This is a genomic window from Planctomycetia bacterium (genome assembly GCA_015200345.1).
Lineage (GTDB): Bacteria > Planctomycetota > Phycisphaerae > UBA1845 > UTPLA1 > PLA3.
On record CP054187.1, the window covers coordinates 1,830,347 to 1,856,300 of the forward strand.

At 64.6% G+C, this 25,954-nt stretch carries 25 protein-coding genes; 13 read left to right on the top strand and 12 right to left on the bottom strand.

The annotated features are described in order from the left end of the window. Positions 1-12 precede the first annotated feature (12 nt). The 3 genes from fbp to rfaQ all read left to right on the top strand — a co-directional run bounded on the left by fbp (position 13) and on the right by rfaQ (position 3,123). Positions 13-1,062 (top strand): class 1 fructose-bisphosphatase, encoded by a 1,050-nt coding sequence (fbp, locus tag HRU71_07520; GenBank protein QOJ03345.1) that lies wholly within the window; start codon positions 13-15, stop codon positions 1,060-1,062. A 94-nt stretch (positions 1,063-1,156) separates the two neighbouring features. Further along, positions 1,157-2,053: a peptide chain release factor N(5)-glutamine methyltransferase gene (prmC, locus tag HRU71_07525; protein ID QOJ03346.1), complete on the top strand. Its 897-nt coding sequence runs from the start codon at positions 1,157-1,159 to the stop codon at positions 2,051-2,053. After that, the gene (gene rfaQ, locus HRU71_07530) at positions 2,050-3,123 is read left to right on the top strand and encodes a putative lipopolysaccharide heptosyltransferase III (protein QOJ03347.1); all 1,074 of its coding nucleotides are present in this window, start codon (positions 2,050-2,052) and stop codon (positions 3,121-3,123) included. Before prmC ends, rfaQ begins: the two co-directional genes overlap by 4 nt. On the opposite strand, the gene lpxB is transcribed toward rfaQ, so the two are convergent. Further along, positions 3,089-4,279 (bottom strand): lipid-A-disaccharide synthase, encoded by a 1,191-nt coding sequence (gene lpxB, locus HRU71_07535; GenBank protein QOJ03348.1) that lies wholly within the window; start codon positions 4,277-4,279, stop codon positions 3,089-3,091. The genes rfaQ and lpxB overlap by 35 nt on opposite strands. 308 nt (positions 4,280-4,587) lie before the next feature. On the opposite strand from lpxB, the gene rpsB reads away from it, so the two are divergent. The 7 genes from rpsB (at position 4,588) to HRU71_07570 (ending at position 14,675) form a co-directional block, all read left to right on the top strand. After that, positions 4,588-5,457: a 30S ribosomal protein S2 gene (gene rpsB / locus HRU71_07540; protein ID QOJ03349.1), complete on the top strand. Its 870-nt coding sequence runs from the start codon at positions 4,588-4,590 to the stop codon at positions 5,455-5,457. Between the two features lie 153 nt (positions 5,458-5,610). Next, the gene (gene tsf, locus HRU71_07545) at positions 5,611-6,426 is read left to right on the top strand and encodes a translation elongation factor Ts (protein QOJ03350.1); all 816 of its coding nucleotides are present in this window, start codon (positions 5,611-5,613) and stop codon (positions 6,424-6,426) included. 52 nt (positions 6,427-6,478) lie between these two features. Further along, a complete protein-coding gene (locus HRU71_07550; protein QOJ03351.1) occupies positions 6,479-7,234 on the top strand; it encodes a UMP kinase in 756 nt (251 codons plus the stop codon). Positions 7,235-7,350: 116 nt separating this feature from the next. Further along, positions 7,351-8,448, top strand: a complete 1,098-nt coding sequence (rlmN, locus tag HRU71_07555; protein ID QOJ03352.1) for a 23S rRNA (adenine(2503)-C(2))-methyltransferase RlmN — start codon at positions 7,351-7,353, stop codon at positions 8,446-8,448. A 41-nt stretch (positions 8,449-8,489) separates the two neighbouring features. Further along, complete coding sequence (gene tilS / locus HRU71_07560; GenBank protein QOJ03353.1) at positions 8,490-9,683, top strand: tRNA lysidine(34) synthetase TilS; 1,194 nt, start codon at positions 8,490-8,492, stop codon at positions 9,681-9,683. Next, on the top strand, positions 9,680-10,924 hold the full coding sequence (locus tag HRU71_07565; GenBank protein ID QOJ03354.1) for a glycosyltransferase family 39 protein: 1,245 nt from the start codon (positions 9,680-9,682) through the stop codon (positions 10,922-10,924). Before tilS ends, HRU71_07565 begins: the two co-directional genes overlap by 4 nt. A gap of 25 nt (positions 10,925-10,949) precedes the next feature. Then, a complete protein-coding gene (locus HRU71_07570; GenBank protein ID QOJ03355.1) occupies positions 10,950-14,675 on the top strand; it encodes an AsmA-like C-terminal domain-containing protein in 3,726 nt (1,241 codons plus the stop codon). A 41-nt stretch (positions 14,676-14,716) separates the two neighbouring features. On the opposite strand, the gene prfA is transcribed toward HRU71_07570, so the two are convergent. Both prfA and rpmE read right to left on the bottom strand, forming a co-directional pair. Continuing rightward, positions 14,717-15,820, bottom strand: coding sequence for a peptide chain release factor 1 (gene prfA, locus HRU71_07575; GenBank protein QOJ03356.1), 1,104 nt, complete (start codon positions 15,818-15,820; stop codon positions 14,717-14,719). Positions 15,821-15,921: 101 nt separating this feature from the next. Beyond that, the gene (rpmE, locus tag HRU71_07580) at positions 15,922-16,161 is read right to left on the bottom strand and encodes a 50S ribosomal protein L31 (protein QOJ03357.1); all 240 of its coding nucleotides are present in this window, start codon (positions 16,159-16,161) and stop codon (positions 15,922-15,924) included. A gap of 247 nt (positions 16,162-16,408) precedes the next feature. On the opposite strand from rpmE, the gene HRU71_07585 reads away from it, so the two are divergent. The 3 genes from HRU71_07585 to HRU71_07595 all read left to right on the top strand — a co-directional run bounded on the left by HRU71_07585 (position 16,409) and on the right by HRU71_07595 (position 18,141). Continuing rightward, complete coding sequence (locus tag HRU71_07585; protein QOJ03358.1) at positions 16,409-16,921, top strand: NUDIX hydrolase; 513 nt, start codon at positions 16,409-16,411, stop codon at positions 16,919-16,921. Next, positions 16,918-17,784: a rhomboid family intramembrane serine protease gene (locus HRU71_07590; GenBank protein ID QOJ03359.1), complete on the top strand. Its 867-nt coding sequence runs from the start codon at positions 16,918-16,920 to the stop codon at positions 17,782-17,784. The genes HRU71_07585 and HRU71_07590 overlap by 4 nt, the downstream gene beginning before the upstream one ends. Positions 17,785-17,937: 153 nt before the next feature. Beyond that, positions 17,938-18,141: a SelT/SelW/SelH family protein gene (locus tag HRU71_07595; GenBank protein ID QOJ03360.1), complete on the top strand. Its 204-nt coding sequence runs from the start codon at positions 17,938-17,940 to the stop codon at positions 18,139-18,141. A gap of 129 nt (positions 18,142-18,270) precedes the next feature. Here HRU71_07595 and HRU71_07600 read toward each other — a convergent pair whose 3' ends face one another. From HRU71_07600 to HRU71_07640, 9 genes are all read right to left on the bottom strand, one after another. Beyond that, positions 18,271-20,040, bottom strand: coding sequence for a hypothetical protein (locus tag HRU71_07600; protein ID QOJ03361.1), 1,770 nt, complete (start codon positions 20,038-20,040; stop codon positions 18,271-18,273). 151 nt (positions 20,041-20,191) lie between these two features. After that, positions 20,192-21,310 (bottom strand): ATP-binding protein, encoded by a 1,119-nt coding sequence (locus HRU71_07605; GenBank protein QOJ03362.1) that lies wholly within the window; start codon positions 21,308-21,310, stop codon positions 20,192-20,194. A gap of 121 nt (positions 21,311-21,431) precedes the next feature. Further along, positions 21,432-21,746: a HEPN domain-containing protein gene (locus HRU71_07610; protein ID QOJ03363.1), complete on the bottom strand. Its 315-nt coding sequence runs from the start codon at positions 21,744-21,746 to the stop codon at positions 21,432-21,434. Continuing rightward, complete coding sequence (locus tag HRU71_07615; GenBank protein ID QOJ04950.1) at positions 21,730-22,074, bottom strand: nucleotidyltransferase domain-containing protein; 345 nt, start codon at positions 22,072-22,074, stop codon at positions 21,730-21,732. Before HRU71_07615 ends, HRU71_07610 begins: the two co-directional genes overlap by 17 nt. Before the next feature lie 4 nt (positions 22,075-22,078). Then, positions 22,079-22,237 (bottom strand): hypothetical protein, encoded by a 159-nt coding sequence (locus tag HRU71_07620; protein ID QOJ03364.1) that lies wholly within the window; start codon positions 22,235-22,237, stop codon positions 22,079-22,081. A gap of 39 nt (positions 22,238-22,276) precedes the next feature. Continuing rightward, a complete protein-coding gene (locus tag HRU71_07625) occupies positions 22,277-22,885 on the bottom strand; it encodes a hypothetical protein (GenBank protein QOJ03365.1) in 609 nt (202 codons plus the stop codon). 50 nt (positions 22,886-22,935) lie between these two features. Next, positions 22,936-23,718: a hypothetical protein gene (locus tag HRU71_07630; protein ID QOJ03366.1), complete on the bottom strand. Its 783-nt coding sequence runs from the start codon at positions 23,716-23,718 to the stop codon at positions 22,936-22,938. A gap of 14 nt (positions 23,719-23,732) precedes the next feature. Further along, positions 23,733-24,341 carry a hypothetical protein gene (locus HRU71_07635; protein QOJ03367.1) on the bottom strand — a complete coding sequence of 203 codons (609 nt, stop codon included), beginning with the start codon at positions 24,339-24,341 and terminating at the stop codon, positions 23,733-23,735. A 188-nt stretch (positions 24,342-24,529) separates the two neighbouring features. Next, on the bottom strand, positions 24,530-25,942 hold the full coding sequence (locus HRU71_07640) for a hypothetical protein (GenBank protein QOJ03368.1): 1,413 nt from the start codon (positions 25,940-25,942) through the stop codon (positions 24,530-24,532). Between the last annotated feature and the right edge of the window lie 12 nt (positions 25,943-25,954).

Sequence of the window (25,954 nt, forward strand, 5' to 3'; positions counted from 1 at the left end):
GGGGTACCATCCATGAGCACGCAGCCTACCGACACCATCCGGTCCGCCCGCAAGCGCGACAACAATCATCTTGTCACGATTCAGGAACACATTCTCTGCCAGCAGCGGCATCACCAGACGGCGACCGGTGGATTTTCGTGGCTGCTTTCGGGCATCACGCTGGCAGCGCGAATTATTTCGGCAAACGTGCGCCGCGCAGGAATCCTCGACGTGCTGGGGGAAGCCGGCAGCGCCAACGTGAGCGGCGAGCAGCAACAGAAGCTGGACGTGCTGGCCAACAAGAGCATTCAGTTGTGCCTGGAGTATCGCGGCAACGTCGGCATCATCGCTTCCGAGGAACTCGATGAGCCAACCGTGCTGACCAACGCCGGATCCGCCGGGAAATACGTCGTCGTGTTCGATCCGCTGGACGGTTCAAGCAACATCGACGTGAACGTGTCCGTCGGGACGATCTTCTCGATCCTCGAGCGCGATCCGGACGGCTTCAACGCCAACGACCCGGCCGCCGACGTCCTTCAGGCGGGCATGCGCCAGTTGGCGGCGGGTTACATCGTCTATGGCTCCAGCACCGTGCTGGTCTACACGACCGGCGAGGGGGTGCACTTCTTCACGCTCGATCCGTCGGTCGGCGCGTTTGTGTTGTCCAACGAGAACGTGCGCATGCCGGAGAAGGGCAAGATCTACTCGGTGAACGAAGGCAACTACAACTCCTTCCCCGAGGGCGTCAAGCGCTACCTGCAATGGTGCAAGACGGAGGAAGCGGGGCCGTTTACCAGCCGCTACATCGGATCGCTTGTGGCGGACTTTCACCGCACGCTTCTTCGCGGCGGCATCTTCCTCTACCCGCCGACGGCCAAGGCGCCGACCGGCAAACTGCGCCTGCTCTACGAAGCCAATCCCATTGCGTTCATCGCCGAACAGGCCGGCGGAATGGCGACCGACGGCAAGGGACGAATCCTGGAAAAGAACCCGACCAGTCTTCACCAGCGCACGCCGCTGTTCGTCGGCAGCAAATGGGAGATGGATCGGCTGCAAAAGTACCTGGAAGAATTTCCCGATTGATTGAACCGATCCTGCATCGGGCTACACTTGGTAGATCGGCGCGGCGACTTTGCCGGTCGGCGAGGCTGCGCCTTCCACGCTCGCACGAGGCTTCATGACCCAGACCCGCCCTGCGGACACCTCCGACTGGACGATCGGGAAGCTGCTCGACTGGACGCGCGCCCATTTTGATTCGCGCGGCGTTGAGGAACCTCGTCTCTGCGCCGAGATTCTCCTCGCCAAGGCGCTTGCCTGCCGCCGGATCGACTTGTATGCGCAATACGACCGCCGGCCGGATGAAGCACAGCGCGCGGCGTTTCGCGCGATGGTCAAAGCGGCCGCCGAACATCGTCCGATTGCGTACCTCGTCGGGAAGAAGGAGTTCTATTCGCTTGAGTTCGACGTGACGCCCGACGTGCTGATTCCACGGCCTGAAACAGAGATAATCGTCGAGAAGGCGCTGGCCTTTGCGGCGAACTGCCCAGGCGATCGCGTGACCGTGTGGGACGTGGGCACGGGTTCGGGCTGCATCGCGGTGACGATTGCGAAGCGCGAGCCTCGCGCGCAGGTTGTCGCGACGGACATCAGCGAGCCGGCGCTGGCGGTGGCGCGGAGCAATGCCGCGAAGCATGGCGTGGCTGAACGTGTGATGTTCACCGTGGCCGATTTGCTGGAGCAGGCGAGCGGCGGTTCCGGCGAAGCGTTTGATCTCATCACGGCGAACCTGCCGTACGTGGCGACGGCCGATGCCCAGTCGCTGCCGAAGATGGTGCGCGACAACGAACCTGCGACGGCGCTGTTTGCCGGCGCGGACGGGCTGGGTCTGTTTCGGCGCATGGCACCGCAAGCTGCGCCGCGGCTGCGCCCGGGCGGATTGCTGCTGCTGGAAATCGGGATGGGCCAGGCCGAGGCGGTGACGCGCTTGTACGTTGCCGCGGGGCTGGAGCTGACCGGTGCGTACGCAGACCTTCGCGGGATTGTGCGGACGCTGGGCTTTACACTACCGGCATGAGCGATCTGTCGCAGCGCGAATTCCATCGCATTCTGATTATTAAGCCCAGTTCGCCGGGCGACATTCTGCACGCGCTGCCGGTGCTGCACGCGCTGCGGTGGCGCTACCCCTCGGCGCACATCGCGTGGCTGGTGGCGACGACGTTTGTCGATCTCATCGCCGCCGACCCGGATTTGAACGAAGTCATTCCGTTCGATCGGAAGCGATTCGGACGCCTTGGCCGGAGCCTGTCCGTCACAGCCGATTTCCTGTCCTTTGTGCGGCAACTGCGCCGCAAGCGATTCGATCTCGTCGTGGATCTCCAGGGCTTGTTTCGCAGCGGATTCCTGGCGCGGGCGTCGGGCGCGGCGGTGCGGATCGGTTTCGCCGACGCGCGGGAACTGGCCCCGGCTTTCTACTCGCATCGCGTTCCGCGCGGGACCAGTCGCGATGTCCACGCCGTGGACAAGAATCTCGGCGTGGCCCGATTGCTGAATCTCGACGGCGCGCAGCCCGACGTGCGCATCACGCTGACGGCGGAAGATCGCGCGGCCGCGACGCAACTGCTGGCAACCGCCGGCGTTGCGGAGTGCGAGCGATTTGCGGCGTTGGTTCCAGGCACGCGGTGGGAGACGAAGTGCTGGCCCGCGGAGCGTTTCGGCGAGCTGGCAGGGAGGCTGTCGGAGCAGTGCGGCGTCAAATCCGTGTTGATCGGCGGGAAGGATGACGAGCCGCTCGCCGACGCGGCCATTCGCGCCGCGCACGATCGCGCGGTCAGCCTGTGCGGCCGCACGACGCTGCGACAGGTCGCGGCGATCATCGAGCGCGCGGCGATCGTTGTGACGGCCGATTCCACGCCGATGCACATGGCGGCGGCGCTGGGGCGGCCGCTGGTCGCACTGTTCGGACCGACGAATCCGGCGCGGACCGGGCCGTACGGACGAATGAACGACGTGGTGCGCCTGCCGCTGAACTGCTCCCCCTGTTATTTTCGCAAACTGTCGCAATGCCCGTACAGCCTTCGGTGCATGAACGATCTTTCCGTCGAGGCCGTCTTCAGTGCAGTGGCCGCACGATTGACCCCGCGTTGAGCATCTCGTCCAGCACCGCGGCGGCGTTGTCGGCCGCACCGGGTCGAACGATCGGCTCGATCACCTGCCGCAGACGCTCTCGCATGGCGTCCAGTCGACCGGGCGCGCAGAGCAATTCCAATGCCCGCGCCGAAATCGCCGACGTGTTCACGTAGTACGGCATGAACTCCGGCACGATCTCCTCGCCGGCAAGAATATTCGGAATCGACAGGTGCTTCGTCGTGATGAACCACCGGCCGATCAGGTTGTAGAGCCAGCGATTGGTGTTGTACATCACGATCATCGGCGTGCGACGAAACGCGACCTCCAGCGTCACCGTGCCCGATGCCACCAGCGCCAGGTCGGCCGCGGCAATGGCCGCGGCACGATCGGCCGCCCCCGCCACGACGGTCAGCCCCACGCTGCGACGGCTGTGCGCGTTGATCTCCTGGATCAGCGCGTTCACCTGCCCGTTGGCAGCGGTGACGATGAACCTGGCCCGGCGAAATCGCGCGGCGATTGCTCGGGCGACTTCAAGCTGGCCGGGAAAGACTTCCCGCACGACGTGCTCGCGCGATCCGGGGAGAATCGCAATCACAGGCTGCCCGTCGTGACGAAATGCCGTCACCCTCGCCGGATCGGCCGGCGTCGCCAGCAATCGGTCGAACGACGGATGCCCGACGTATTTCGCGTCGATGCCCCACTCACGAAAGTACGGTTCCTCGAACGGCCAGATGCACGCGACGCGGGTCGTCCGCGCGCGGATGCGCTGGTTGCGCCAGCGCCGCCAGCCCCAGGCCCAGCTCTGGGGCGCGATGTAATACAACACCGGCACTCCCGCCTTGCGCGCGATCTTCGCGATCGGCAGGTTCAGCGCAGGCGAGTCGATCATCACGGCCGCGTCGTGCGGCTCGCGCGCGAAGTGCTTGCGAAATATGGCCAGCATGCGCAGCGCTTCGGGCACGCGCGAGACTGCGGCATGCGCCATGGCCGAGCGCGTGGTCAGATCGGCCAGCGCCCGGCAACCGGCGGCCTGCATGGCCGGACCTGCGAGTCCGACAAAGGTCGCATCGGGCCGGCGGCGTCGAAACGCGGAAATGAATGCAGCGGCGTGTTCGTCGGCGCTCTGCTCGGCTGCACTGATGAAGATTCGAGTTGGAGGGGATTTGTCGTTCATGCGGCGATCCACGGGGGAGTATCCGTCCCTCGGGTCCAAACTCCAACCCCCCAACCGGTAGGGGGCGTGGGCGGTGGTGCAGGCTACCCGTCGGCACCGCCAAGGCATGGGTGGATAGTGGAAAAGGGTCGTGAATCGCGCCTAAACCCAATGGAGGGGCCGGGTTGTGTACGGCGGGGGCTTGAAGTTGGCGGGGGCTGTGGTTGACGCACCGGGGCAAGTGGCTTAAGCTTGCAGGTTCGCCGAAATCGTGCGTATTCGTCCATCGAATACCGTGTGCAACATTTGAGCTGCAAGGGAGGTGACGATTGTCATCGGAGTTGGTCCGCGAGTTGATTGCATCGGGCGTGCATTTTGGCCACCGTGTGAGCCGGTGGAACCCCAAGATGGCCCCGTACATCTTCGGCAAGCGGAATGGAATTCACATCATCGATATTCGCGAGACCATCAAAGGTCTGCTTCGATCGAAGAAGTTTCTCGGCGCGATGGTTGCCCAAGGCAGCGATGTGCTGCTGGTCGGCACCAAGCGACAAGCCCGAGAGACCGTGGCAAAGCAGGCACAGCGCGTAGGCATGCACTACGTCAACGAACGATGGCTCGGCGGCACGCTCACGAACTTCAAAACCATTCGCTCCCGTCTGGCGCGCCTCGAAGAGCTGGAAAGCTACGAGACGACCGGTCGCATCGCCGCGCTCACCAAAAAGGAACGCGCAATGGTGGACCGGGAACGCAAGAAAATCACCCGCAATCTCGACGGCATCCGACGCATGACGCGGCTGCCCGGCGTGCTGGTGGTGCTGGACGTGCGGCGCGAGTACATCGCACTCAAGGAGGCCCGCAAGCTGGGCATCCCGACGATCTGCCTGGTCGATACGGACAGTGATCCGGACTCGGCCGACATCGTGATCCCCGGCAACGACGACGCCATGCGCGCGATTGACATCATCGTGACGCAACTGGCCGACGCCATCGAGGAAGGCAAGCGCAGTCGACCGGCGCCCGGCGAGGGTGGCGGCGATTCGGCCGGCGGCCCCGGCACGGCGCGTCCGCGGCGGTCCAGGCGCCTGTCGACCTCTGAAATCGCGGCGATGGAATCGGGCAGCGGAACCGCGACGGACGACGCCGGCGAGTCCGGTGCGATCGCCAGCGGCGCCGAAACGCAAGTCGCCCAGTCGTAGCCGGTCTGACTCGAGCGGGCGGCCCGCCCTTCGGGCGTTACAATAATGAGAACAGGTTGCGTCGCCGGCGGCGTCCGGTCGGCGCGGCGTACAACACCGATGCGACCCACCGGTCTGCCGGGCTGTGGAATTTGCACCCAGGAGAGAACACCCATGCCGGAGATCAGCGCGAAACAGGTACAAACCCTTCGAGCCAAGACCGACTTGGCCATGATGGACTGCAAGAACGCTCTCGTCGAAGCGGGCGGCGACGAAGCCAAGGCGCTGGAGATTCTGCGCAAGAAGTTCGCCGACAAGATGAGCGTCCGCGCCGACAAAGAGGCCGCCAACGGCCGCATTGGCATCTTTGCGAATGAAAAAGGCGCGGCGTTGTGTGAAGTACGCTGCGAGACGGACTTTGTCGCGACGAACGACACGTTCCGCGAGCTGGCCAACCAGATCGCCCAGGCCGCGCTGGACAGCGGTCTGACCGATGGGGAGAAGATCAAGTCCGCCAAGGCCCCCGACGGTCGCACGGTGAACGATCATCTGGTGGATGCCTTCGGCAAGCTGAAAGAGAACATGAACGTGCAGCGGGCCAAGCTCGTATCGGGCATCGGCGCGGCCTACGTGCATCACAACGGCAAGGTCGGCGCGGCCATCGGTTGCGACGGCGCTCCGGGCGAGGCCGGTCGGCATATCTGCATGCACATTGCTTCGACGCAATTGATCACCGGCCTGACGCGCGAGGATGTTCCGGCGGCCGAGGTCGAAGCCGCCCGGGCCAAGTTCAAAGAGGAGGTCAAGGGCAAGCCGGAGCAGATCATCGACAAGATCGTGAGCGGCAAGATGGACCGCTGGTTCGGCGAGCGCGTGCTGGTCGAGCAGCCGTTCGTGATGGACGACAAGAAGACGGTCGGGGCCTATGCGAAGGAGCACGGGTTCACGATCAAGTCGTTCACGAAGATGGAAGTGGGAGCAATGAACTAGTTTTTTCCAAAGCCGCGTAAGCGGCTTTTTTTATGCGCGAGTGCATACGACCATGCCAAAGACAGGACGATCGAAAGCAAAGTCCGGAAGAAAGTCGGGCGGTATCCGCCGCGCGCTGCTGAAGATCTCCGGTGAGGGGATCGGGCATCCCGGCGGGTTCGGAATCGACGGCGGTGCACTACGACGAATCGCCGAGGAAGTCATCTCCGTGACCAAAACCGGCGTGCAGGTGGCCATCGTCGTGGGTGGCGGGAACTTTCTCCGCGGCGAGACAACCGCCTCGGCCCTGCGCATTCAAGAGGCCACCGCGCACTACATGGGCATGCTCGCCACGGTCATCAACGCCCTCGCGCTGCAGGACACGCTCGAAGACCTCGGCCAGCCGACGCGCGTGCAATCGTCGATCGCCATCCACAGCGCCTGTGAAAGCTACATCCGTCGCCGTTGCATCCGGCACCTGGAGAAAGGTCGCGTCGTCATCATCGCCGCAGGCACCGGTCGCCCCTACGTCACGACCGACACGGCCGCGGCCTTGGCGGCCGTCGAGATCAACGCCGACGTGCTGTTCAAGGCGACGAAGGTGGACGGCGTGTACTCGGCGGATCCGAAGAAGGACAAGCGCGCGAAGTTCATGCCGATCTTGAGCTACAATCAGGTGATCGATCAGCGGCTGCGCGTGATGGACGTGTCGGCGGTTGATCTTTGCCAGCGTCATGGCGTGCCGATCCGCGTGTTCAACCTCATGCAGCCCGGCAACATGAAGCGAGCCGTCTCGAGCGCCAAGATCGGCACGCTGATTTCGGAGTAGCCGCATGGCGGCGTTGCGCGCCGAAGCAGACGGATTGCAATCCGTGGGCTTCAACGTGGTGTTGGCGAGATTCGCACCATAACACCGGCGTCGTGCCGCTCGCGTACTGTGATTGCATGCAAACACCGCGCGACCATCTGCTGGATCACGACCTGCCCGGGCTGACGGAGCAATTCAAGTCCGCCGGCGAAGCGGCGTTCCGCGCCAAGCAGGTCTTCGAGTGGGTCTTCGAGCGCGGGGCAACGTCGTTCGAGCAGATGACGAATCTGTCCAAGCCGCTGCGCGAGAAACTCGCCGCGCGATACGACCTGTACGCCTCCGCGATCACGCGCCGCGCCGCATCCGGCGACGGCACGGTCAAACTGCTGCTCTCCTGGCCTGACGGCGCAACAACCGAATGCGTCCTCATTCCCGTGCCGGCGGAGGGTCGGTACACCGCCTGCATCAGCTCGCAGGTCGGCTGTCCGGTCGGCTGTCGCTTCTGTGCCAGCGGGCTGGACGGCCTGCAACGGAATCTCACCGCCGGACAGATCATCGAGCAGGCATTGCGGGTGCGTGCCGAGGTCGCGGCGGCCGGCGGCGAACGTCTGACGAATGTCGTGTTCATGGGCCTGGGCGAGCCGCTGGCGAATTATGAGAATGTCTTGAAGGCGGCGCGGGCGATCAACGCGCCGTGGGGGCTGGGCGTCGGCGCGCGAAAGATCACCATCAGCACGGTCGGCCTGCCGAAGCAGATTCGCCGCCTCGCGGACGAAGGGCTGCAACTGACGCTGGCCCTGTCCCTGCACGCACCGAACGAATCACTTCGAGCGGAGTTGATTCCCTGGGCGGAGAAGATTCAACTCCAGGAGATCACCGCGGCCTGCCGGCACTATTTTGAAAAGACCGGGCGCGAAATCACGCTCGAGTACATCCTGCTGCACGGGGTCAACGACCGACCGGAGCACGCGGCGCAGCTCGCCGCTTTCTGCCGCCGGCTTCGCTGCAACGTGAACCTGATCCGCTACAATCCGGTCGAAGGCTTGCCCTATGGACGGCCGACAAGCGAATCCACGGCGGCGTTCCAGCGGCATCTGCGCGAGCGCGGCGTGAACGCCCACGTGCGCACGTCGCGCGGGCTGGACATCGACGCAGCCTGCGGGCAGTTGCGGCGCAAGGAGGCAGCGGCCGTCGTGCAGGTCACGGTCGGCGAGGCAGTTTCCGAATCACGCTGACGCATTCGCCGTGTTACGTTGTATCCGATTCAAGAAGCCAAATGGACATTCGGCATTTTCATCGGCGTTTGTACGAATCGTCGCGCGACCTGCTGCCGCCGGGTGAGGCCGTCGTCTGCGCCGTGTCGGGCGGAGCCGACTCGCTGGCCATGCTGCACGGGCTGCACGAGATCAACCGGCGCAAGCAGTGCGGCTGGCGGCTGATCGTGGCGCATCTGGACCACGGTTTGCGCGCCGACTCGGCGGCGACACGGCAGTTTGTCGAGTCCGTCGCCGCGAAGCTGGCACTTCCCTGTGTGGACGGCGTCGCCGATGTGGCAGCGCTTGCCCGGCGCGCGAAACAGTCCGTGGAAACGGCCGGCCGCGCGCGCCGCTATGCGTTCCTGGCCGAGGTCGCGAAGCGTCATGGCGCGCGATACATCGCCGTGGCTCATCACGCCGACGACCAGGCGGAGACCGTCCTGCACCGCATCCTGCGCGGTACGGGCCTGCGCGGCCTGGCCGGGATTCCGCGGCGCCGGCGACTCCATCCAAACAGCGACATTCGTATTGTTCGACCGATGCTTTCGTTCACGCGCGAAACGCTGCACGCCTATCTGCGCCGGCGCGGTGTGAGTTTTCTGGACGACCCCACGAACGCCGATCCGTCGGCCGCCACGCGGAACCACCTGCGCCACGACGTCCTGCCTCGGCTCGCGCGCGACGTGAATCCACGTGTGCAGCAGGCACTGGTCCGCCTTGGCGATCAGGCGCGCGCAGCGTCAACGGCGATCCGCCGTTCGGCGCGGGGAGCGTTGAACCGCGCCAAGCGCGCGGCCGACGAATGCGGGCGCGCTGCGGCCGGGCGATTCACGTACCCCGAAGCCGTTGCGTCGTGTGTGATCTCGGTGACGCCGCTGCTCGAATTGCCGACGGCGATCCAGCGCGAAGCCGTCGTGCTCCTGTTGAATCGCCTTGGGTGGCCGCGCTGTTCGATGACCGCCGAGCGGATCGACGCGGTGGCGAAGTTGCTCCGGATGGATGGCCGGCGACGACGAGTCGAGCTGCCCGGAGGCTGCTTTGAACGTAGTGGCGAATGGGTTTGCGCGAGCCGGAGAGAGATCGGCGGGCGCGGCGCGTCGAACCCGATCCCTCACGGTCGCGGCTCGGAGCAGGCACTCGGCCGGGAGCGTGCAAGCCGTCGTCGCAAGTCCAGCCGGCGGCTCGCTTCGACGCTGGAGGGCGCGGGTCATTGAGCGATGCAAGACCATCGGTCGACACGTTTCGACGGCGGCTGGCCTGGGTGCTGTTCGGCGCTCTCTGCTGCCAACTTGGCGTCATCACCTGGGCGGAATGGCAGCCGGAGCGTTTTGATTATCCCGACTCGCACCGTTACCTGCGCGTCGCGCGGAACATCGCAGCGGGCAACGGCCCGATTGAATCGGCCGACCTCCGCGCGGGAACCGATCCGCTTTATCCGCTCGTGCTGTCCATCCCGATTCGGCTCGGTATGACGGATGATGTCTATGTTTGCCGCTTCGCGCGCGGGGTGCAGGCCGTACTGGGCGTCGTGATCGTCGCTCTGACCGCCGCCGTGGCGCGCCGATGGGTGAGCGACCGCGCGGCCCTGGTCGCGGCGGCGTTGCTCGCGACCCATCCGATTCTCCTCTTCTTTCACGGGCTTGTCCTCACCGAGATCTTGTACATCGCCCTGCTCATGGGCGCGTGGCTTTTTCTGGCCCGACTTCGGGAGCAGGGCACGTTGCCGGATGCGTTCGCCTGTGCCGGCGCGACGGGCATCCTGCTGGGCCTGGCGACACTCACGCGCAGCACAAGCCTGCTGCTGCCGATTCTGGTGTTGCCATTAATATGGCACTTCACGAACGGACCGACCCCGCACAAAGCGCGCATCGCGATCGCGGCGATGCTCCTCTACGGCGCGGTGCTCGCCCCCAACATCCTGCGAAACGAGCGGCTGTTCGGGCGATTGATCCCCACGCGCGTCGGCGGCGGCGCGAGCCTGCTGGAGGCGCTGGGCCCCTGGGCCGACGGCTCGCCGGGCATGGACCGCATCGTGTATCCACCGGTCGATGCCCACGCCGACGAAGCCGAGCGCGACGCCGTCTATCGCCGCGCCGCAATCGATTGGGCGCGCGCCCACCCGCAGGAAACGCTCGCGCTCGCATGGGCCAAGTTGCGGCGCACCTGGTCGATCACGCTCAACGCGCCGGGTTACGAATCCCCCCTTTATGCCGCCGTCGGCTGGCTCACGGTCGCGCCGATCTTCGCGCTCGCGGTCGCTGGAATCTGGCGTCTGCGTCGTCAAGGTTGGACGCTCTTGTTCCTGCTGGTGCCGGCGATTTATTTCTCGGCGATCCACATGGTATTCGTCGGGTCCGTGCGGTATCGCATGCCGGCGATGCCCCTGCTGATGATTCTGGCAGTGGTCGGCGCGGGGGCGCGGCTTCGTCTGGACCAGCCTCGCAGCAACGTCTAGATTGTCAACGATGGCATTGATTGGAATGACCTCTGCCGAAGCGCGCCGCCAGCGTCGACGGCGCTGGATCGAACGCCGGGCCGTGGACCGCCACCCGGTCTCCCTGACGCGCTACCGTGCAAGTCTCGCCATGCTTTTGTTCATCCTTCTGGGCGGAATCTGGTACACCGCGATGACGCGCGATCGCGCCATCCAGCAGCGCGTGGTGGAGTTTCTCCAGGACGCGACCGGGTGCGAGGTGCGCGTCGGCAGCGCGCGGTTCAGTTTGTTCGGTGGCATCACCCTGCGAGATGTCCGAATCGCCACGCCCTACAAGCCCGAACTGGACCCCCGCGCCATCGATCCGGACGATCGGCAGATCGTCTCCGCCGAGTCCATTCAACTGATCCACAATCCCTGGCTGCTCTTCATCGGTCGGCTTCGGGTCGAAGAACTCATCGCCGTCGAACCCCGCATCCGGTTTCTTCAAAACGTCGATACCGGCGCGCACAACTGGCAGTTCTTCGGGCGCAGCGAGCGACCACGCGGCGCCGCGGGCGGAGGGCACCGGCCAAAGGTGCGGGTCCGATCGGCCCGCGCCATCGTCGCCAGCCTCTCGCACGACGCCGCGCCGGTTGTGCGCGAGGAGGAACTCGACGCCGACGTTCGGCCGCATCCCACTTCTGAAACCGGTTACTTCATCGAAGTCCGGCGATACAGCGAACCGGCCGAACACGCGACTGTTGTCTTCGACCCCGGAGCCAAGACCGTCACCAACGCGCCGTTCGTGGACGCGCGCACGGTGCGACTGCAACTGCCCAAGGCGGCGCAGCAGCTCTTCGAGCAGATCGATCTGCAAGGCGACGTCAAGCTCACGCGCATGACCTACGAGGCCAGCGCGGCCATGGAGCGCAACTACGAAATTGCCCTGCGCAACGTCCGCTGTCGCATTCCGCTCTCCATGCTGCGTTCGGGGATCACGGCGACGCAGCCCGCCAACGCGACCGCCGCCGGCCTGCCCGAAGGATTCGACTCCGCCGTGACCATGACCGGCGTGCAGGGCCGGCTCAAATGGAGCGGTACGCGGCTCGAACTGGACGTCGCCGGGATGGTAAACGATGCCACATGCCAGCTTGAAGGCACGGTTGATGCGGCCGACCGGCCCCTCGGTGAAATGGGGTTCGACGTGCGATTCACCGCCGCGGCGCTGCCCGCTCCGGAAGGTCCTGTGCGCGCGGAACTTCTCCATGATCCGTCCGTGCCCTATGTGCTTCGCGCAATCTTCGTCGACTACGATCCGCACGGCGTCTTCGACGTGGACCTGCAACTCCGCCGCGCGCCGGGCGAGCACGCCTCATTGGACCTCCACGGCACCCTCAAACCACTCGGCGTCCGCGCGCGATCGGCCTGGTTCCCCTACGAGGTCACGGATCTCACCGGCTTGCTCCGATTCGACGGGCCGATCGTTCGCATCGAAGGCCTGAACGGCCGGCACGGTCCCGCGGCGTTGAGCTTTCACGGCACCGTCGATCAACGACGCTTCTGGTCGCAGGTGGCGGTCGACATCCGCGGTCGAAACGTTCCCCTGGAAGACGAACTGCGCGATGCGCTCTCTCCACACCACCAGGCAGCCTGGCGCCGCATCACCCCGACCGGCGCGGTGGATCTCAATGTGCGACTTGAGCGCGCGGGCAGCGCCGACGAATCGCAGCAGCCGCCCTGGCGGACACGCGTCGACGTGTCGCCGGTGACTTGCGCCTTTTCGATCGCCAATCGCTACGAAATTTCCGACGTGTGCGGCCGCCTCGCCATCGAAGACGACCTGGTTGAGATTCACGAGCTGGTCGGCCGCCGGGGTGACGCGGTCATCCGCCTCCATGGGCGCACTGCGTTTCATCCAGACGCCCCGCCCGAGTCGGAGTTGACCGTCCAGGCGTTCGGCGTGCCGCTGGATGACGCCCTCGCATCAATCCTCCCGCCGGAGGGCCGCGGCGCCTTCGCCCAGTTTCAACCGAGCGGCCGCGTCGATGTCAACGGGACCATTCTTCTGCGTCGTACCGAGCCGACCGCGCTGTACGACCTTCGCCTCACGCTACGCGACGGTTTGATCTGTTATCGCGACTTTCCTTATCGCGTGGAAGACGTGACCGGCGACGTGCTGATCCAACCCGAAGGCGTATCGATCCTTCGCGCACAAGGTCGACACGGTCAGGCCGCGATCTGCGTCACCGGCGATGTCAGGCGGCGCGACGATGGCGGATTTGCCGCCGACCTGTCGCTGGCTTGCGAGTCGCTGCCGCTGGACCAGGACTTGTACACGGCCTTTCCGGCAAGCCTTCAGTCCGTATGGCAGGCGCTGAATCCCAGCGGCACGGTGGCCGCGCGGACTCATCTGCACTGCCTCGCGCGCGATGGCAAGTTGCAGACGCACCATCAGACGCATCTGACGGTCCGCGAGAGCGCCGCACGACTGGATGCCCTCCCCCTGCCGCTCACCGGTCTATCCGGCGAGGTCCGCATCGGTCCGCAGCGCGTGGAGATCCTCGGCCTGACCGGGCGACTCGGCGACGGGCGGTTTCGCGTCACGGGAGACATCGATCTGTCAGCACCGCGCCCGGCGGGTCTGTTATCGCTCCGTGCGACCGATCTGAAACTCGACGATTCCCTCTTCGCGGCGCTGCCGGGCGATCTTTGTACGGCGTTGCGGTCGGTCCAGGCGCGCGGCACGGTCGATCTGTACCTCGATCCGCTGCGATTCGCCCCCGACGCAACCGATCGGATGACCTGGTATTTTGATGGGAGTCTCACTATCCGCGGCGGCCAGGCCGATCTGGGCCTCGCGATTCGCGACGCCGCAGGCTCCGTGCGCGGCAGCGGACGCGTCGATCCGGTCGAGGGCGTGTCGCTGAACCTGCGGGCCGCACTGCGCACGATTGCGCTGGCCGGCTGGCCGCTCGAAGACTTGACGGCGAACGTGCTGATGGAGGCGGGCCGGCACAACGTGCAGATTGATGAGGCCGCAGCCGGGCTGTACGGCGGACAGGTGACTGGCGTGGCGGAGATTGATCTGGGCCGCGGCGAGCCCCGGTATCGCGCGTCCATCACGGCGCACGATCTGCAAGTGAACCAATACCTCGCCGCTTCGGAACCGGCGAAGGCCGATCCCGAACCATCCGGGCGATCGGCGACCAGCCGCACCGCCGCGACGAACCGCACCCGTTCGGACATGCTGCAGGCCCGAGGCGATATCTACGGAAATCTTATTCTACGGGGGCGCGGAGGAACGGCGGCCTATCGTGAGGGCGCGGGGGAGTTGTATGTGCGCTCGGCACAGATTTGGAAGCTTCCCCTGCTCTTCGCGATTTTCCAGGTGCTGAATCTGACGCCGGATGAGAATGTGTTTCACGATGGTCGACTGAAGTTCTTCCTGTCGAAGAATACGCTGACCCTGCAAACAATTGACTTGCAAGGGCGGGCCGTGTCGTTTGTCGGCGGCGGCACCATGAACCTCGCCACGCGCGAGCTGGATGTCACCCTGCTGGCGGGCAGTCCGGTGCGCATTCGCGTTCCGTTTCTGACCGACCTGCTTGAAGGCGCCTCGCGCGAGTTGATGGAGGTGCGCCTCCGCGGCACCGTCGAGGAACCGACGATCCACCCCCAACCCCTGCGAAGTCTCAAGGAAATCCTGCGCGGTCTCTTTCCCAAACCGCCCGAGCCGGCCGAACCGCAACCGCTGGAGGCGGCTGCCCAGTACGACGCACCGGCGGAGTAACTCGCAAGAGGGTCGGTTCGCGCCGTCTTCTTCCGGCGTGGTCAGGCATCGACCGCGGCCGCCATCAGACGCTGCTGATGATCGAGTTTGCGCAGCGCGGCGATCAGTTCGTCCAATTCCCCGTTGACGATCTGCTCGAGGGGGTAGCTCTCGTTGATGCGATGGTCGGTGCAGCGATTCTGCGGAAAATTGTAAGTGCGGATGCGCTCGCTGCGGTCGCCCGAACCGATCATGCTTTTGCGCGTGGAATCGCGCTTGGCCCGTTCGATCTCATCGTAATGCTGCTTGACGCGACTGACCAGCAGACGCCGGGCCTTGGCGCGATTCTTGTGCTGGCTGCGCTCATCACGCATGGAGACGGTGATGCCCGTTGCCTTGTGTTCGAGCTTGATCGCGGAAGCCACCTTGTTGACATTCTGACCGCCCGGACCGCCCGCCGCGCTGACGTGCTCCAGTACGTCCTTGTCCCAGTCGATCTCGAACTCCGTCTCTTCCACTTCCGGCAAAACGGCCACCGTCGCCGCGGACGTATGAATGCGCCCCTGTGTCTCGGTCACGGGCACGCGCTGTACGCGATGCCCGCCGCCTTCGTAACCGAGGTGCGTGTAAACGCCCGGTCCCTTCACGTTGAAGATCACTTCGCGATAGCCGCCGTGGTCACCGGGCGAGGCATCGATCACCTCCACCTTGAAGCCGTGCGCCGCGGCGTAACGCGAATAAATCTCAAACAGATCGCCCGCGAACAGCGCGGCCTCGTCGCCGCCCGTCCCCGCGCGGATTTCCATGATGATCGAATCGACGTTTGCATCGTCGCCCGCCAGCAGGCCCGCGATCAATTCCTCCATGAGACCGGTCACGCGCAATTCCAACTGCGGCAGCTCCTCACGCGCCATCTCGCGCAACTCGGCATCGCCCGACGGGTCTTCCGCCATCGCGCGCGTCTCGTCAAGCTGGCGCAGTAGATCGCGGTACACGCGATACGGCTCCACCAAGCGACCGAGATTGTGATGCTCCTTGGCGAGCCGCACGATCTTCGCGGAATTCGACGCCGTCGCCGGGTCCGACATTTCCGTCGTGAGCGCCTCGTATCGCGCTGCCAGCGCATCAAGCCGGGTCAGGAGTTGTTTGTTCAGTTCGTCGGACATGCAGATAAGCCGTGCGATAATGAAAACCCGCGGCGATCAAAAAGAAAAACGCCGCCGTCTCCAAAAAGAGACCGCGGCGCGCTGAAACGATCCTGCCGACGCTAGGCCTTGTTCGGTTCGCCTTTCTTGCCGCCCTTGAAGTAGTTCGAGCCGAACTTCTTCTGGAACTTCTCGACGCGGCCGGCCGTGTCCACGAACTTCTGCGTGCCGGTGAAAAACGGATGGCACGCCGAGCAGATTTCCACGGCGATCTTCTCGCGCGTGCTGCCGGTCTCAAACGAATGGCCGCAGCCGCACGTCACGGTCGTCTTGTAATACTTCGGATGAATGTCGGGCTTCACGGAGTCACCTGTTGCCTTGTTGAAAGTCCTGTTTCGAGCCATGCATTTTAGTGGCTCGCGGCGGTCGAACAAGGGGCGACCCCGCAGGCTAGCCTGTTGAACAGCCCCTTCCTATTCCCCACCGATTGGCCTTTCACGCGCGACAACGCTAACTGCATATGTTGCAGTCACTTGCGAAGCTAATCGCTCCTCGACTTCGACTCTCTATAATGCCCAAGGCCTGCGGTTCCGATAAGGTTCCCATCGTATGGAAACACTCCTCACCTGCCCCAAGTTCTCCGTCGTACGCAAATCCGTGCGCGGACGCGATGGCCGGGACCATCTGCGAGAGATCGTCGTGCATCCCGGCGCGGTCGTCGTGCTGCCGCTGCTGGACGACGGACGCTGCCTGATGCTGCGGCACGTTCGGCCGTCGGTCGACAAGGTGCTGTGGGAGCTACCGGCCGGAACGCTGGACAAGCCGGGCGAGGAGCCGGAGTCGGCCGCGGCGCGCGAGGTGGAAGAGGAGACGGGTCACCGCGCCGGGCGAATTGAGCAACTTTGCGAGTTCCACCCGTCGCCGGGGATCTTGAGCGAGTTGATTCGTGCGTACGTCGCGCGCGATCTGTCGCCGACGCGGCAGAATCTCGATGCCGGCGAAGACCTGGACGTCGTGCCGACGCCGGTGGATGATGCCATAAAAATGGCACTCGACGGGCGCATCATCGACGCGAAAACGATCATCACGCTGCTGGTCTGGAACGGAAGGGGGCGGCCATGAGCTGGGAGCATCGGGATTACGCGTACGATTCCGATTCGCCGCAATCGGGAGGTCTCCGCAGTTGGTTCGGCGGCCTGCCCGCACCGGGTCGCACGATCAAATGGATCATGGGCGCCAACATCGCCCTGTGGATGCTTTGCCTTTTTACCGGCGGCGATCGCAGTCCAGTCTTTCAATCCCTGTCAATGCGGACGGACCTGGTCTTGCAGGGGCAAGTCTGGCGGCTCGTAACGTTCACCTACCTGCATGATCCGCAGGGTTTGGGCCACGTGTTCTTCAACATGCTCGGTCTTTACTTTCTGGGCATGTACCTGGAGCGAGACCTGGGACCAAAGCGGTTCTTCCGTTTTTATACATTTGGTGGCGTGTTTGCGGTCGCCCTCTACCTGCTTCTTACATCGGTGAACTGGATCGCGCGCGAAGCGACCCTCGTCGGCGCATCCGGCAACGTTCTGGCCGTGCTCGGCGCCTGCGCCGTGCGCTATCCCGGCATTCGGTTGATTCTCGTGCTTTTCCCCGTGCCCATTCGTACGGCCGTGCTGATCTTCACCGTTCTGTACGCCTTCAACCTGTTCACGCGCGGATCAAACGCGGGCGGCGATGCGTGCCACCTCGCCGGCATGGCGTTCGGCGTGGCCTGGGGCTATCGCGGAGCGAGCTGGTCGCGCCGCTGGTCACACTGGAAGGAGCGTCGGGAGCGGAACGCGTACGAGGCCCGGCGCCGCGCCGCGGCATCGCTTCAGGTAGAAGTCGATCGCATCCTGGAAAAGGTCCACCAGAATGGGATTCAAAGCCTGACCGAGCGGGAGAAGAAGACCCTCGCCGACGCGACGCACAAGCAGCAGGCGACGGGGCGACGATGAAATTGATTTTCGCGGCGGCCATGCCTACGCTGTAAGGGCCGCGCGACCGATCGGGCGAGCGCGCTGGACCCCGAGTTCGGCGGTTCTTAACCACGCATCACACGGAGGCACGCAATGAAGATTCACATTACCTACTGCCAGCAGTGAAACTACTTGCCCCAAGCCACCGGTCTGGTGGCCGAACTGACGCAGAAATACGGCAAGGACAAAGTCACATGCGAACTCACCCCCGGCGGTGGAGGTGTCTTCGACGTGACGCTCGACGGCAAATTGATCTTCAGCAAGAAGCAGGTCGGGCGATTCCCCACCTACGGCGAAATCCCGCTGGCGATCGACCAGAATCTGGCAAATCGCTAGAACCGGTTTCAACACTCCTCTCCCCCTCTGGGGGAGAGGTCGGGTGAGGGGGAAAAGCGGTTCGTACGAAACGTTTCACCCTCGCTCCATCCCTCGCCCCGGAAGGCAGAGGAAGCATTGGAACAACTTCTAGGCAAGCAGCATCGCCGCGTCCTGAATCGTGTTGCCGCACAACTGGCCCACCGGAACAATGGCCGCAGGCGACTGCGGCTCGCTGGGCCGCCATAATAGTAATCTGTCGCGATTGTCGTTCACCGCCGCGATCCAATCATCCGCCGCCCACGCCCAGCGAAGCGGCACCGCCGCCCGATATTCCCCGCGATAGGCATCGCCGATCACCAGCAAATCCAGCACCGGGCGGCGATCCGCCGCCAGCAGCCGCGCGATCCCTCCCCCCGGCAGCCAGTGCAGCGATTCCACGGCGTGACCCGTCGGACCGCGCAGCTCCGCCAGATCGTGCGGCGCGCGCGTCGGCCAGCGCAGCAGACGCCCGTCTTTCAGCCCCGCAAAGACCCAGCCCTCTGCGACGCACAGCGCCGTCACTTCCGCCGGCGCGGTCAGCAGCACCGGCGCTTCGGCGGAATCGGGCCGCCAGCCGGCGACGCGGGAATCAATCGAAAACCAGATCGCGCCCGCGCCATCGCACTGCACGTCGCGCACGCTCTTCGCGCCAACGGTCAACTGCTCGAGGCACGCCGTGCCATCGTCGGCCGCCGCCGCGCCGCCGGACTCTCCCGGTGCGGCGTGCACCGCCCATCGCCGCAGCCCGGCCTCGGAATGCGTCGCATAGAGCCGCTCGCCGAGCAGAACAGCCGCGTTCACGCCGCCGCGCGGCGATGCGGGTTGGTCAAACGCAAACTGGCGCGTCAGGCTGAATTCGCCATTCAGCAAGTACACACCACGCCGCGCGCCAACAAGCACCGTGCGCGCACCGACGGATTCCATCACCCGCACCGAACGCAATGGGCCGATGTCACCCTCGAGCCGCCGCCGCCACGCCAGTTGATGCGGCGACGCCGGATCGACCGCCAGCAACTCATCTCCCGCGACGAGCAGGATCAGCGCCGTTCGGCGCGACGCGGGCTGCGCCAGCAAGCCGGCATAGAGCTGGGCGCGCTGGCCGGCGTCAAACGTGCGAATCAATTCCGCGACGCGCGCCTCGCCCGATTCCCCCGCCATCGCGCGGACCTTGTCGAGCATGGAGGCCAGCGACGCCAGATGCGCCTCCCGCGAAGCTGCCGCCATCTTCCGCAGAGACGCTTCTTCTTCGAGTCGTTGACGGCGCTGCTCGGCGAAGCGCTCATCGTGCCGAGCGGCCTCAAACGCGCTGGACGCGAACTCCACCCGCACGTCGGCACACAGGCCCAGCCCGCTCGAAAAGCCGAACGGCTTGAACCGCTCGGCGAGCGCGGCATCGAATGCTTCCCATGTGGCGACGCTCGCCAGTTCCGCGGCGGTCCGCGTGCCGGCGAAGTCGGCTGCTTCACGCCGCACGACTTCCTCGCAATGGCGTTGCAATTGGTCGAGCGTGACGCGCTCACCGCTGCCGACGACGGCGCGGTGGAACGACGCCAACTCGTCGCGATGCGGCACTAGCTGCACGCGCAGATGAACCTTCGCGATGAAATCGAATCCGTCCGAGGACGGCAGACCGCGAAACTCGAACGTCAACGGAAGCGGATCGGTCCGCGCGATCAGGATGCGCCGCCAGCGGCCGCTCTCGATCTCCGCACCGGCTCGCAGTAATTCAGGTTGATCCCCGTCCGCCCACGCCAGCGCCAGGCACGACGCCGGCACGGTGACGCGCCGGGAGAGAAGCGGAAAAACATCCGATGCGAACGTGACGGCCGCGACCGCTTGCGGATCGCGCGTGAACCTGTCCAGATCGAATCGTGGCATGAATTCCTCAACGAGGCCGACCGAGGGTACGAAAGCCCGCTCGGCGAATTATAGAACGGCGAAGCCGACGGAGGGCTATCCGCCGGCTTCAGCATCAACCATGACACGATGCATCGCATGCGAATCCCGATGCGCGACACTCCGATGAGTCCTACCCCCCCGCGCGGAACCGTTCAAAACGCAGCAGGTCGTTCTTGTTCACGCTTGGCGGCAATTGCTCGATCACCGAGAAAATATCGGCCCGGCTGATCGGCCGAGGCTCGCCGCCGCCGATCGCGCTCATGAACGGAATCGTCGCTGCCTTCTCGGCAATCGCCTTGACGTCGGCTCCGCTGTAGCCGTCGAGCCGTTCAACGATCTCGCCGAAATCCACATCGTCGGCCAGCGGGCGCTTGCCGAGATAAATCTCCACCAGCTTGAATCGCGCCGGCGCATCGGGCAAGGGCACGTACACCTTCGAATCAAATCGACCCGGCCGCATGACCGCGCTGTCCAGCGCCCACGGCTCGTTGGTCGCGCCGACAAACAACAGCGGATTCGATTTTGCGTTGCGATCGAAGCCCTCCAGCTCCTGCAAAATCTGCGGTACCACGCGCGTCATCACGCTGCTGTTCGAATCGCGCCGGCTGGGCACCAGCGCCTCGATCTCGTCGATGAAGATGATCGAACGCCGTTCGGCCTTCGCCGCGGTGAACAACTTGCGAATGTTCTGCTCCGCTTCGCCGACCCATTTGCTCAACACCTGCGCCGGGCTGATGACGAACATCGTCGCGTCGATCTCGGCCGCGACGGCCTTGGCGATCATCGTCTTGCCGGTGCCGGGCGGGCCGTAGAGCAGCAGGCCGCCGCCGGTGGCGATGCCGTATTTCGCTGCCAGCTCCGGGTGGCTGAACGGGTAGATCATTTTCATGCGGATTTCGTGCTTCACATCCTCCAGCCCGGCGATGTCGTCGAAGCGGACCGACGGCTTCTCGCGCACGACCCAATCGGAGGCATCGGTGCCCTTGTCGTCGCCATCGCTCGCCGCCGCGCGGCGCAAGGCGCGCTTCTGGTCCGCGCGCTCGTCGCACTGCCGTGCGAACTCGATCAACTCCGCCGCCATCACCTTCCGCCGCTGCCGCCGCGTCGGATCGCCGGTCTCGGCCGCGATCTTGATCATCGCATCCGCCGCCTGCATGAGAAACGGCTTGGCCTCGGCATAGTTGCCGGCCTTGTACGCAGCAAGTCCGCGAGTCTTCAATCGTTCGAAGGTGTCGTAGGAGATGGTCATAACCGCCGAGAAAAATGGTATCCGTGTCAACCTCGAGGCCTGGCTTCCGCCGGCAAGCCTCCGACAATAAAATCAAGCATCTGGTGCGCCGCGACGACAGCTTCGGTGACCATTTCAGGAATCACACGCGAAGCAGAATCGGGATAGCGCAGATCAACCGCACAGGTTGTGAGCCATTCCCAAGCCCTGCTACCTGGTTCAGGCCGGGAAGCCATCGTTCGCAGAGGCCCATCAAGTCGATCAAATCATGCGTTCGCGGAGGCCGTTGATCGTTGAGAAGTAGAACCCCTTTGAGCGCCTTCTCAATGGCTTGCTGAAGGTGAAAACAAGCGGACTCCGGCAGCGGCGGCGTCGAGGCAAGCAGGACATCTGCCGCTTGCAAATCCTGACGAGCCGCTGCCATCCAATCGCGCACGAGTTCAACTTTCGGCGGCATATAGCCTGATTCCTTTCTGCCGGATTTCGTGCTGAAAGCTGCCGAATACGTCGGCATAGCGATTGAATCGCTCCTGCGTGCTGAAATGAAGCTCAATCGGCAACCCACTCGGTCGAACGGCAGCATAGGCCTTTCGATAGTCATCCCCGCTTATGCAATCGCTTTCCAGCAGCACCATCAGATCGACGTCGCTGCCTGTTCTGGGCACACCGCGCGCATGCGAACCGAACAAGTAGATCGCACGAGGGGATAGCGCTTCGACCAGCCGGCGCACAGCAATCGTCAGGGTTTCATCCGACAGTTTGTTATGCGGATTGAATTGCACCATAACGTCACCCGTTTCCACAGCATACTCCAAAGCCTGCCGCGATCTTGTTCATCGCATCCGCCGCCTGCATGAGAAACGGCTTGGCCTCGGCATCGTTGCCGGCCTTGTAGGCCGCCAGTCCGCGAGTCTTGAGGCGTTCGAAGGTGTCGTAGGAGATGGTCATAATGAATTAATGCGCTGATCAGTTTGCATTCTTGACTGATTACTTCGTCTCCTTCGCCCCGGCGTTTTTCACTTCGTTCAACTCCGCCCGGAGCGCATCCAGCTCGTCCACATCCTTCGCATGTTCCGCCTCGCTCTCGGCGTCGATCATCGCGTCGATCTCGGCGTCGGTCACCACTTCGGCCGGAACATGCTCGGTGTCTTTCGCCGCGATGTCTTCCACCGTCTCGAGGAACATCGTCATCCGCTCTTCCATCGTCTGGCTCTGGGCCATCGCCTTTTCCCATTCCGTCTGCGTGCGCACCAGGTCCGTCTCGCCGAACATGCGGGCGATCTCGCGGGCCATGGTGCCCATCGCCTCGGCAAAATCGCTGCTCGCCTCGGCCTGGCGCTTGATGATCAGCGCGTTCTTCACGGCCAGCAGTTGCCGCTCAAGCATTTTCTTCACCGTGGCCGTCTTTTTCAGTGAGTTGCGAATGAAGACATACTGCGCATTGTCGCCGATCTGTTTGGCGCGGCGGGCGTTCTTCACGAACTCGTCGGTGAACTTGTTCTGCTCGGCGATCGACTTCTCGATCCGCCGGATGCCCTGGCGAATTTTGATGTCCCGCTCGATGCGGCGCTCTTCGGAACTCTTGAACAGGCTCATGTCACGTCCTCGTGCGTCCGGTTTCGATCGCTCGCGCGATCAGCTCTTTGCTAATCTTCAACGACGGCCTCGGCGTCGCGCGCGCGACCGCCCTGCCGTGCCGGTTCTGCTTCGCCGGCCGCGCCATGCGTTTCCGCGTTGATCGTCGGCGCCTCGATCGCAACCGCCGGTTCAACCGCTTCATCACGCTCAATCGCCACGCCCCGCTCGATCCGTGGCTCACTCGCTTCGGCCGATTCCACGGAAATCGGTCGCGACACCGCCGAGGATGCGATCGGCACCGGAGAAGCGTCTGACCTTTCCGGCGGCACGTTCGCTTCGATCGCTTCCTCCGAGGTCGGTGCGGCCTCTGTTTGCTTGCGTCGCTGCGGCGGGTAATCCGTCGCGTTCATGCTCAACCGCTTGCCGCATCGCGCGCAGTAATTCGCCGTCACCACTTCGACCGGCGCCTGGCAGGTCGGGCAAACGGCCGGCGATCGCGCCGCCTGCGCCGCCTCGTCACGCAAGAACGCCTCGATGCGATGGGCCAGCATCAGGCAATCCTCCCTCGAACCCGGCGACAGACTCACGACCGTGCGCCCCTTCTTGCGCGAAAACTCGATGTCCACGGCGGGCCGGTCGCTCGGCCAGTTAAGCAGAAACGTGTTCACCCGGTCGCCCCAGCTTGGCCGATGGCTCTCCCAACCACCGCGTGACGGCGCGGGCGGCCCCTCGATCCGCACGCCATCGAGGTACCACGGCTCGACGATGCGCATGCCGCGGCGCAGGGCGAACTGCATCAGCGCCCACCGCGCTCGGTCCTTGCTGCAATCGACGAATACGTCAAATGCCATCGGTCAATTCCGCGTCACGACGCGCCCTCGGCCTGCTGATGCCGCTCGCGCACGCGACGCTCGGCCTCGTCAAACGCCTGCCCCTCGTCGGAAATCAGGCCCGTGTCCATTTGTTCCCACACGTCCAGCACCTGCTTCGACCCCGGCGTCAGGATGCTCTCGCCATCTGTCGCCGACACCTGCAACATGTCGTCCAGACGCTCCTGGTACATCTCCGACGTGATCGAATCGTTGGCGATCATCTTCTCCAGCGCGATCAAATCCTTCTCGGAGATCAGCCCCAGCCGCGAGCCGCGAGCCTTCGCCCGGTCGGCGTTCTCGCGCAGCATGCGCATGCGCGAAACGGTGAGATACTCCTTCGAGCGGATGTTGAGCTGCCGACCCATCATCAACTGCTCGGTCGTCTTCAGGTCGAACTCCTGCGCCAGCATGCGCCGCACTTCGGGCGATTTCTCCTCGCGCCCGCGCTGGAATATCTCCTGCTTCTTCGCCGCGACGTCCTGAATCTTCTTATGCAACTGCTGACGCTCGCGGTCCAGGAGCAGCTCCTGACGACGAAGCTCCTGCCGCGTCATTTGTGACAGCGCCTTGCCGCGTTTCGTCAGCCAGTCAAACAGTCCCATTCAAGCCACCCTTCATGCCCCGTGGCACCGGCGTCTCGCCGGTGAATACGGCGCAACCTTCGATTCGTCTCATCGCATCGTCCGCGCCAAGGCGAAACGACCCATCCCGTACCGGCGTTACTCGACGCTCCCGGACGATCGCGGCTCGGAGGTTCCGCACACGGACCATCCGCCTCGAACGCAAGGCATCAACCCTCCGCCTGCGCCGGGCCGCGATCTTTCTGGCCGCTCGCACGCGACGGCGGCGCGGCATCCGCGCTTGTGCTCGATGCGTTCGTTGATCTGGCCACCGCCGCATCGCCTTCCAGTTCCTTCAGAATCGCCGCCTCGTCCTCGGAGATCGACGTCTCGGCCAGGCCCACTTCCAGCCCGCTCACGAGTTCATCGTTCGCAGAAAGCTGTTCGAGCATCTCCTCGGCGTTCACCGCTGCCTCGGTCAGCTCCTCGCTCGTCGGCATCTCCGCTGCCGTGCCGGTGCGGGCCAACTCGAGATTGTGAATGTGCGTGCTGATGATGTTGATCTGCTTCGAGAGGATCGACGCGCTCGTGTTGCACCGGGAGATGTCCTTGCGAAGGTGCGCGATCTGCGACGCCAGACGCCGCTTCGCCACCTGCGACGACTGTTTCTTGCCCTCTTCCACCATGTCGGCCTCGCGCTTCTCCAGCCGCGCGATGTCGTCATACATCCGGTCGAGCCGGCCCGACAACGCCGCACGCCGCTCGGCAAGGACGTTGATCTTCTTCGCCTCGTCGCCCTCGCGCGAGAACAGGCTCTTGATCCATTCGGCCAGCGACATTGAATCGTTCTCCTTGCCGGGATCGGCCGGCGCTCCGCGATACAGATAAACGTCTCCATCCTGCCGGCTGACGCGCAGCTCGTCGTCCTGCCGCGCGACCGCCTCGAACGCCTGGCGCACCAGCGGCAGCGGCAGCTCCAGCCGGCGCGCCATGCTATCGGCCGACAGACCGCCGGTCAGCAGGTCGGTCCGGCGGTTCTCAATCTCCCGGCGGACGCGCGCGACCTTCTCACCGACGTCTTCGGGGTCGAAGAGGCGCAGCAGCCGTTCATCGAGTTGCCGACCGGTCGATGCGACGCGCCAACCCCCGCCGGGCCGCGGCGCGACCAGCACGACGCGCACGTTGTGCAGATCGAGGTTCGCGTGATAGACGCTCTCCTCAAACCCGCTCGGGCTGCACACGCCGATCAGGTGCGGGGCTTTGCCGTCGGTCACCAGCTCGCGCACGTGCGCCGTCACCTCCGCCAGCGTCACCGGCGGCGGATTCTCGTTGCCGTCCAGCAGCGGACCGGGCGGGCACAGCACGCTCGCCACCGCCACGCTGCGAAGCTTCTTCCCGAAGAGGAAGCGCCGATCAAACCCGCGCACCGTGAACCCGCGCCCGTGCGGCAGGCGCGACAACCGCTCGCGATCAAACATCCGCCGATCGATCATCGCCGCGCGCAACGCCTCGGCGCGATCGTGATCGGCGCGGCGAAACCACTTTCCCGAAATGACGCGCCCTTCGGCCGCCTTCAGGTTCGCCGCCGCGCCGGCCAGAAAGGCCGACTCGACTTCCAGCGCGTGTTCCGCAGCCGACTTCAATAAACGATCCTC

Excerpts from the sequence above, each read along its gene's own strand:
- fbp (QOJ03345.1), top strand. The coding sequence starts at position 13 with ATGAGCACGCAGCCTACCGACACCATCCGGTCCGCCCGCAAGCGCGAC.
- HRU71_07600 (QOJ03361.1), bottom strand. The coding sequence starts at position 20,040 with ATGCCACGATTCGATCTGGACAGGTTCACGCGCGATCCGCAAGCGGTC.
- prfA (QOJ03356.1), bottom strand. The coding sequence starts at position 15,820 with ATGTCCGACGAACTGAACAAACAACTCCTGACCCGGCTTGATGCGCTG.
- HRU71_07625 (QOJ03365.1), bottom strand. The coding sequence starts at position 22,885 with ATGAGCCTGTTCAAGAGTTCCGAAGAGCGCCGCATCGAGCGGGACATC.
- HRU71_07610 (QOJ03363.1), bottom strand. The coding sequence starts at position 21,746 with ATGCCGCCGAAAGTTGAACTCGTGCGCGATTGGATGGCAGCGGCTCGT.
- HRU71_07620 (QOJ03364.1), bottom strand. The coding sequence starts at position 22,237 with ATGACCATCTCCTACGACACCTTCGAACGCCTCAAGACTCGCGGACTG.
- HRU71_07550 (QOJ03351.1), top strand. The coding sequence starts at position 6,479 with ATGCCAAAGACAGGACGATCGAAAGCAAAGTCCGGAAGAAAGTCGGGC.
- HRU71_07605 (QOJ03362.1), bottom strand. The coding sequence starts at position 21,310 with ATGACCATCTCCTACGACACCTTCGAACGATTGAAGACTCGCGGACTT.
- rfaQ (QOJ03347.1), top strand. The coding sequence starts at position 2,050 with ATGAGCGATCTGTCGCAGCGCGAATTCCATCGCATTCTGATTATTAAG.
- tsf (QOJ03350.1), top strand. The coding sequence starts at position 5,611 with ATGCCGGAGATCAGCGCGAAACAGGTACAAACCCTTCGAGCCAAGACC.
- HRU71_07590 (QOJ03359.1), top strand. The coding sequence starts at position 16,918 with ATGAGCTGGGAGCATCGGGATTACGCGTACGATTCCGATTCGCCGCAA.
- HRU71_07635 (QOJ03367.1), bottom strand. The coding sequence starts at position 24,341 with ATGGGACTGTTTGACTGGCTGACGAAACGCGGCAAGGCGCTGTCACAA.
- HRU71_07615 (QOJ04950.1), bottom strand. The coding sequence starts at position 22,074 with ATGGTGCAATTCAATCCGCATAACAAACTGTCGGATGAAACCCTGACG.
- tilS (QOJ03353.1), top strand. The coding sequence starts at position 8,490 with ATGGACATTCGGCATTTTCATCGGCGTTTGTACGAATCGTCGCGCGAC.
- rlmN (QOJ03352.1), top strand. The coding sequence starts at position 7,351 with ATGCAAACACCGCGCGACCATCTGCTGGATCACGACCTGCCCGGGCTG.
- prmC (QOJ03346.1), top strand. The coding sequence starts at position 1,157 with ATGACCCAGACCCGCCCTGCGGACACCTCCGACTGGACGATCGGGAAG.
- HRU71_07630 (QOJ03366.1), bottom strand. The coding sequence starts at position 23,718 with ATGGCATTTGACGTATTCGTCGATTGCAGCAAGGACCGAGCGCGGTGG.
- lpxB (QOJ03348.1), bottom strand. The coding sequence starts at position 4,279 with ATGAACGACAAATCCCCTCCAACTCGAATCTTCATCAGTGCAGCCGAG.
- HRU71_07570 (QOJ03355.1), top strand. The coding sequence starts at position 10,950 with ATGACCTCTGCCGAAGCGCGCCGCCAGCGTCGACGGCGCTGGATCGAA.
- HRU71_07585 (QOJ03358.1), top strand. The coding sequence starts at position 16,409 with ATGGAAACACTCCTCACCTGCCCCAAGTTCTCCGTCGTACGCAAATCC.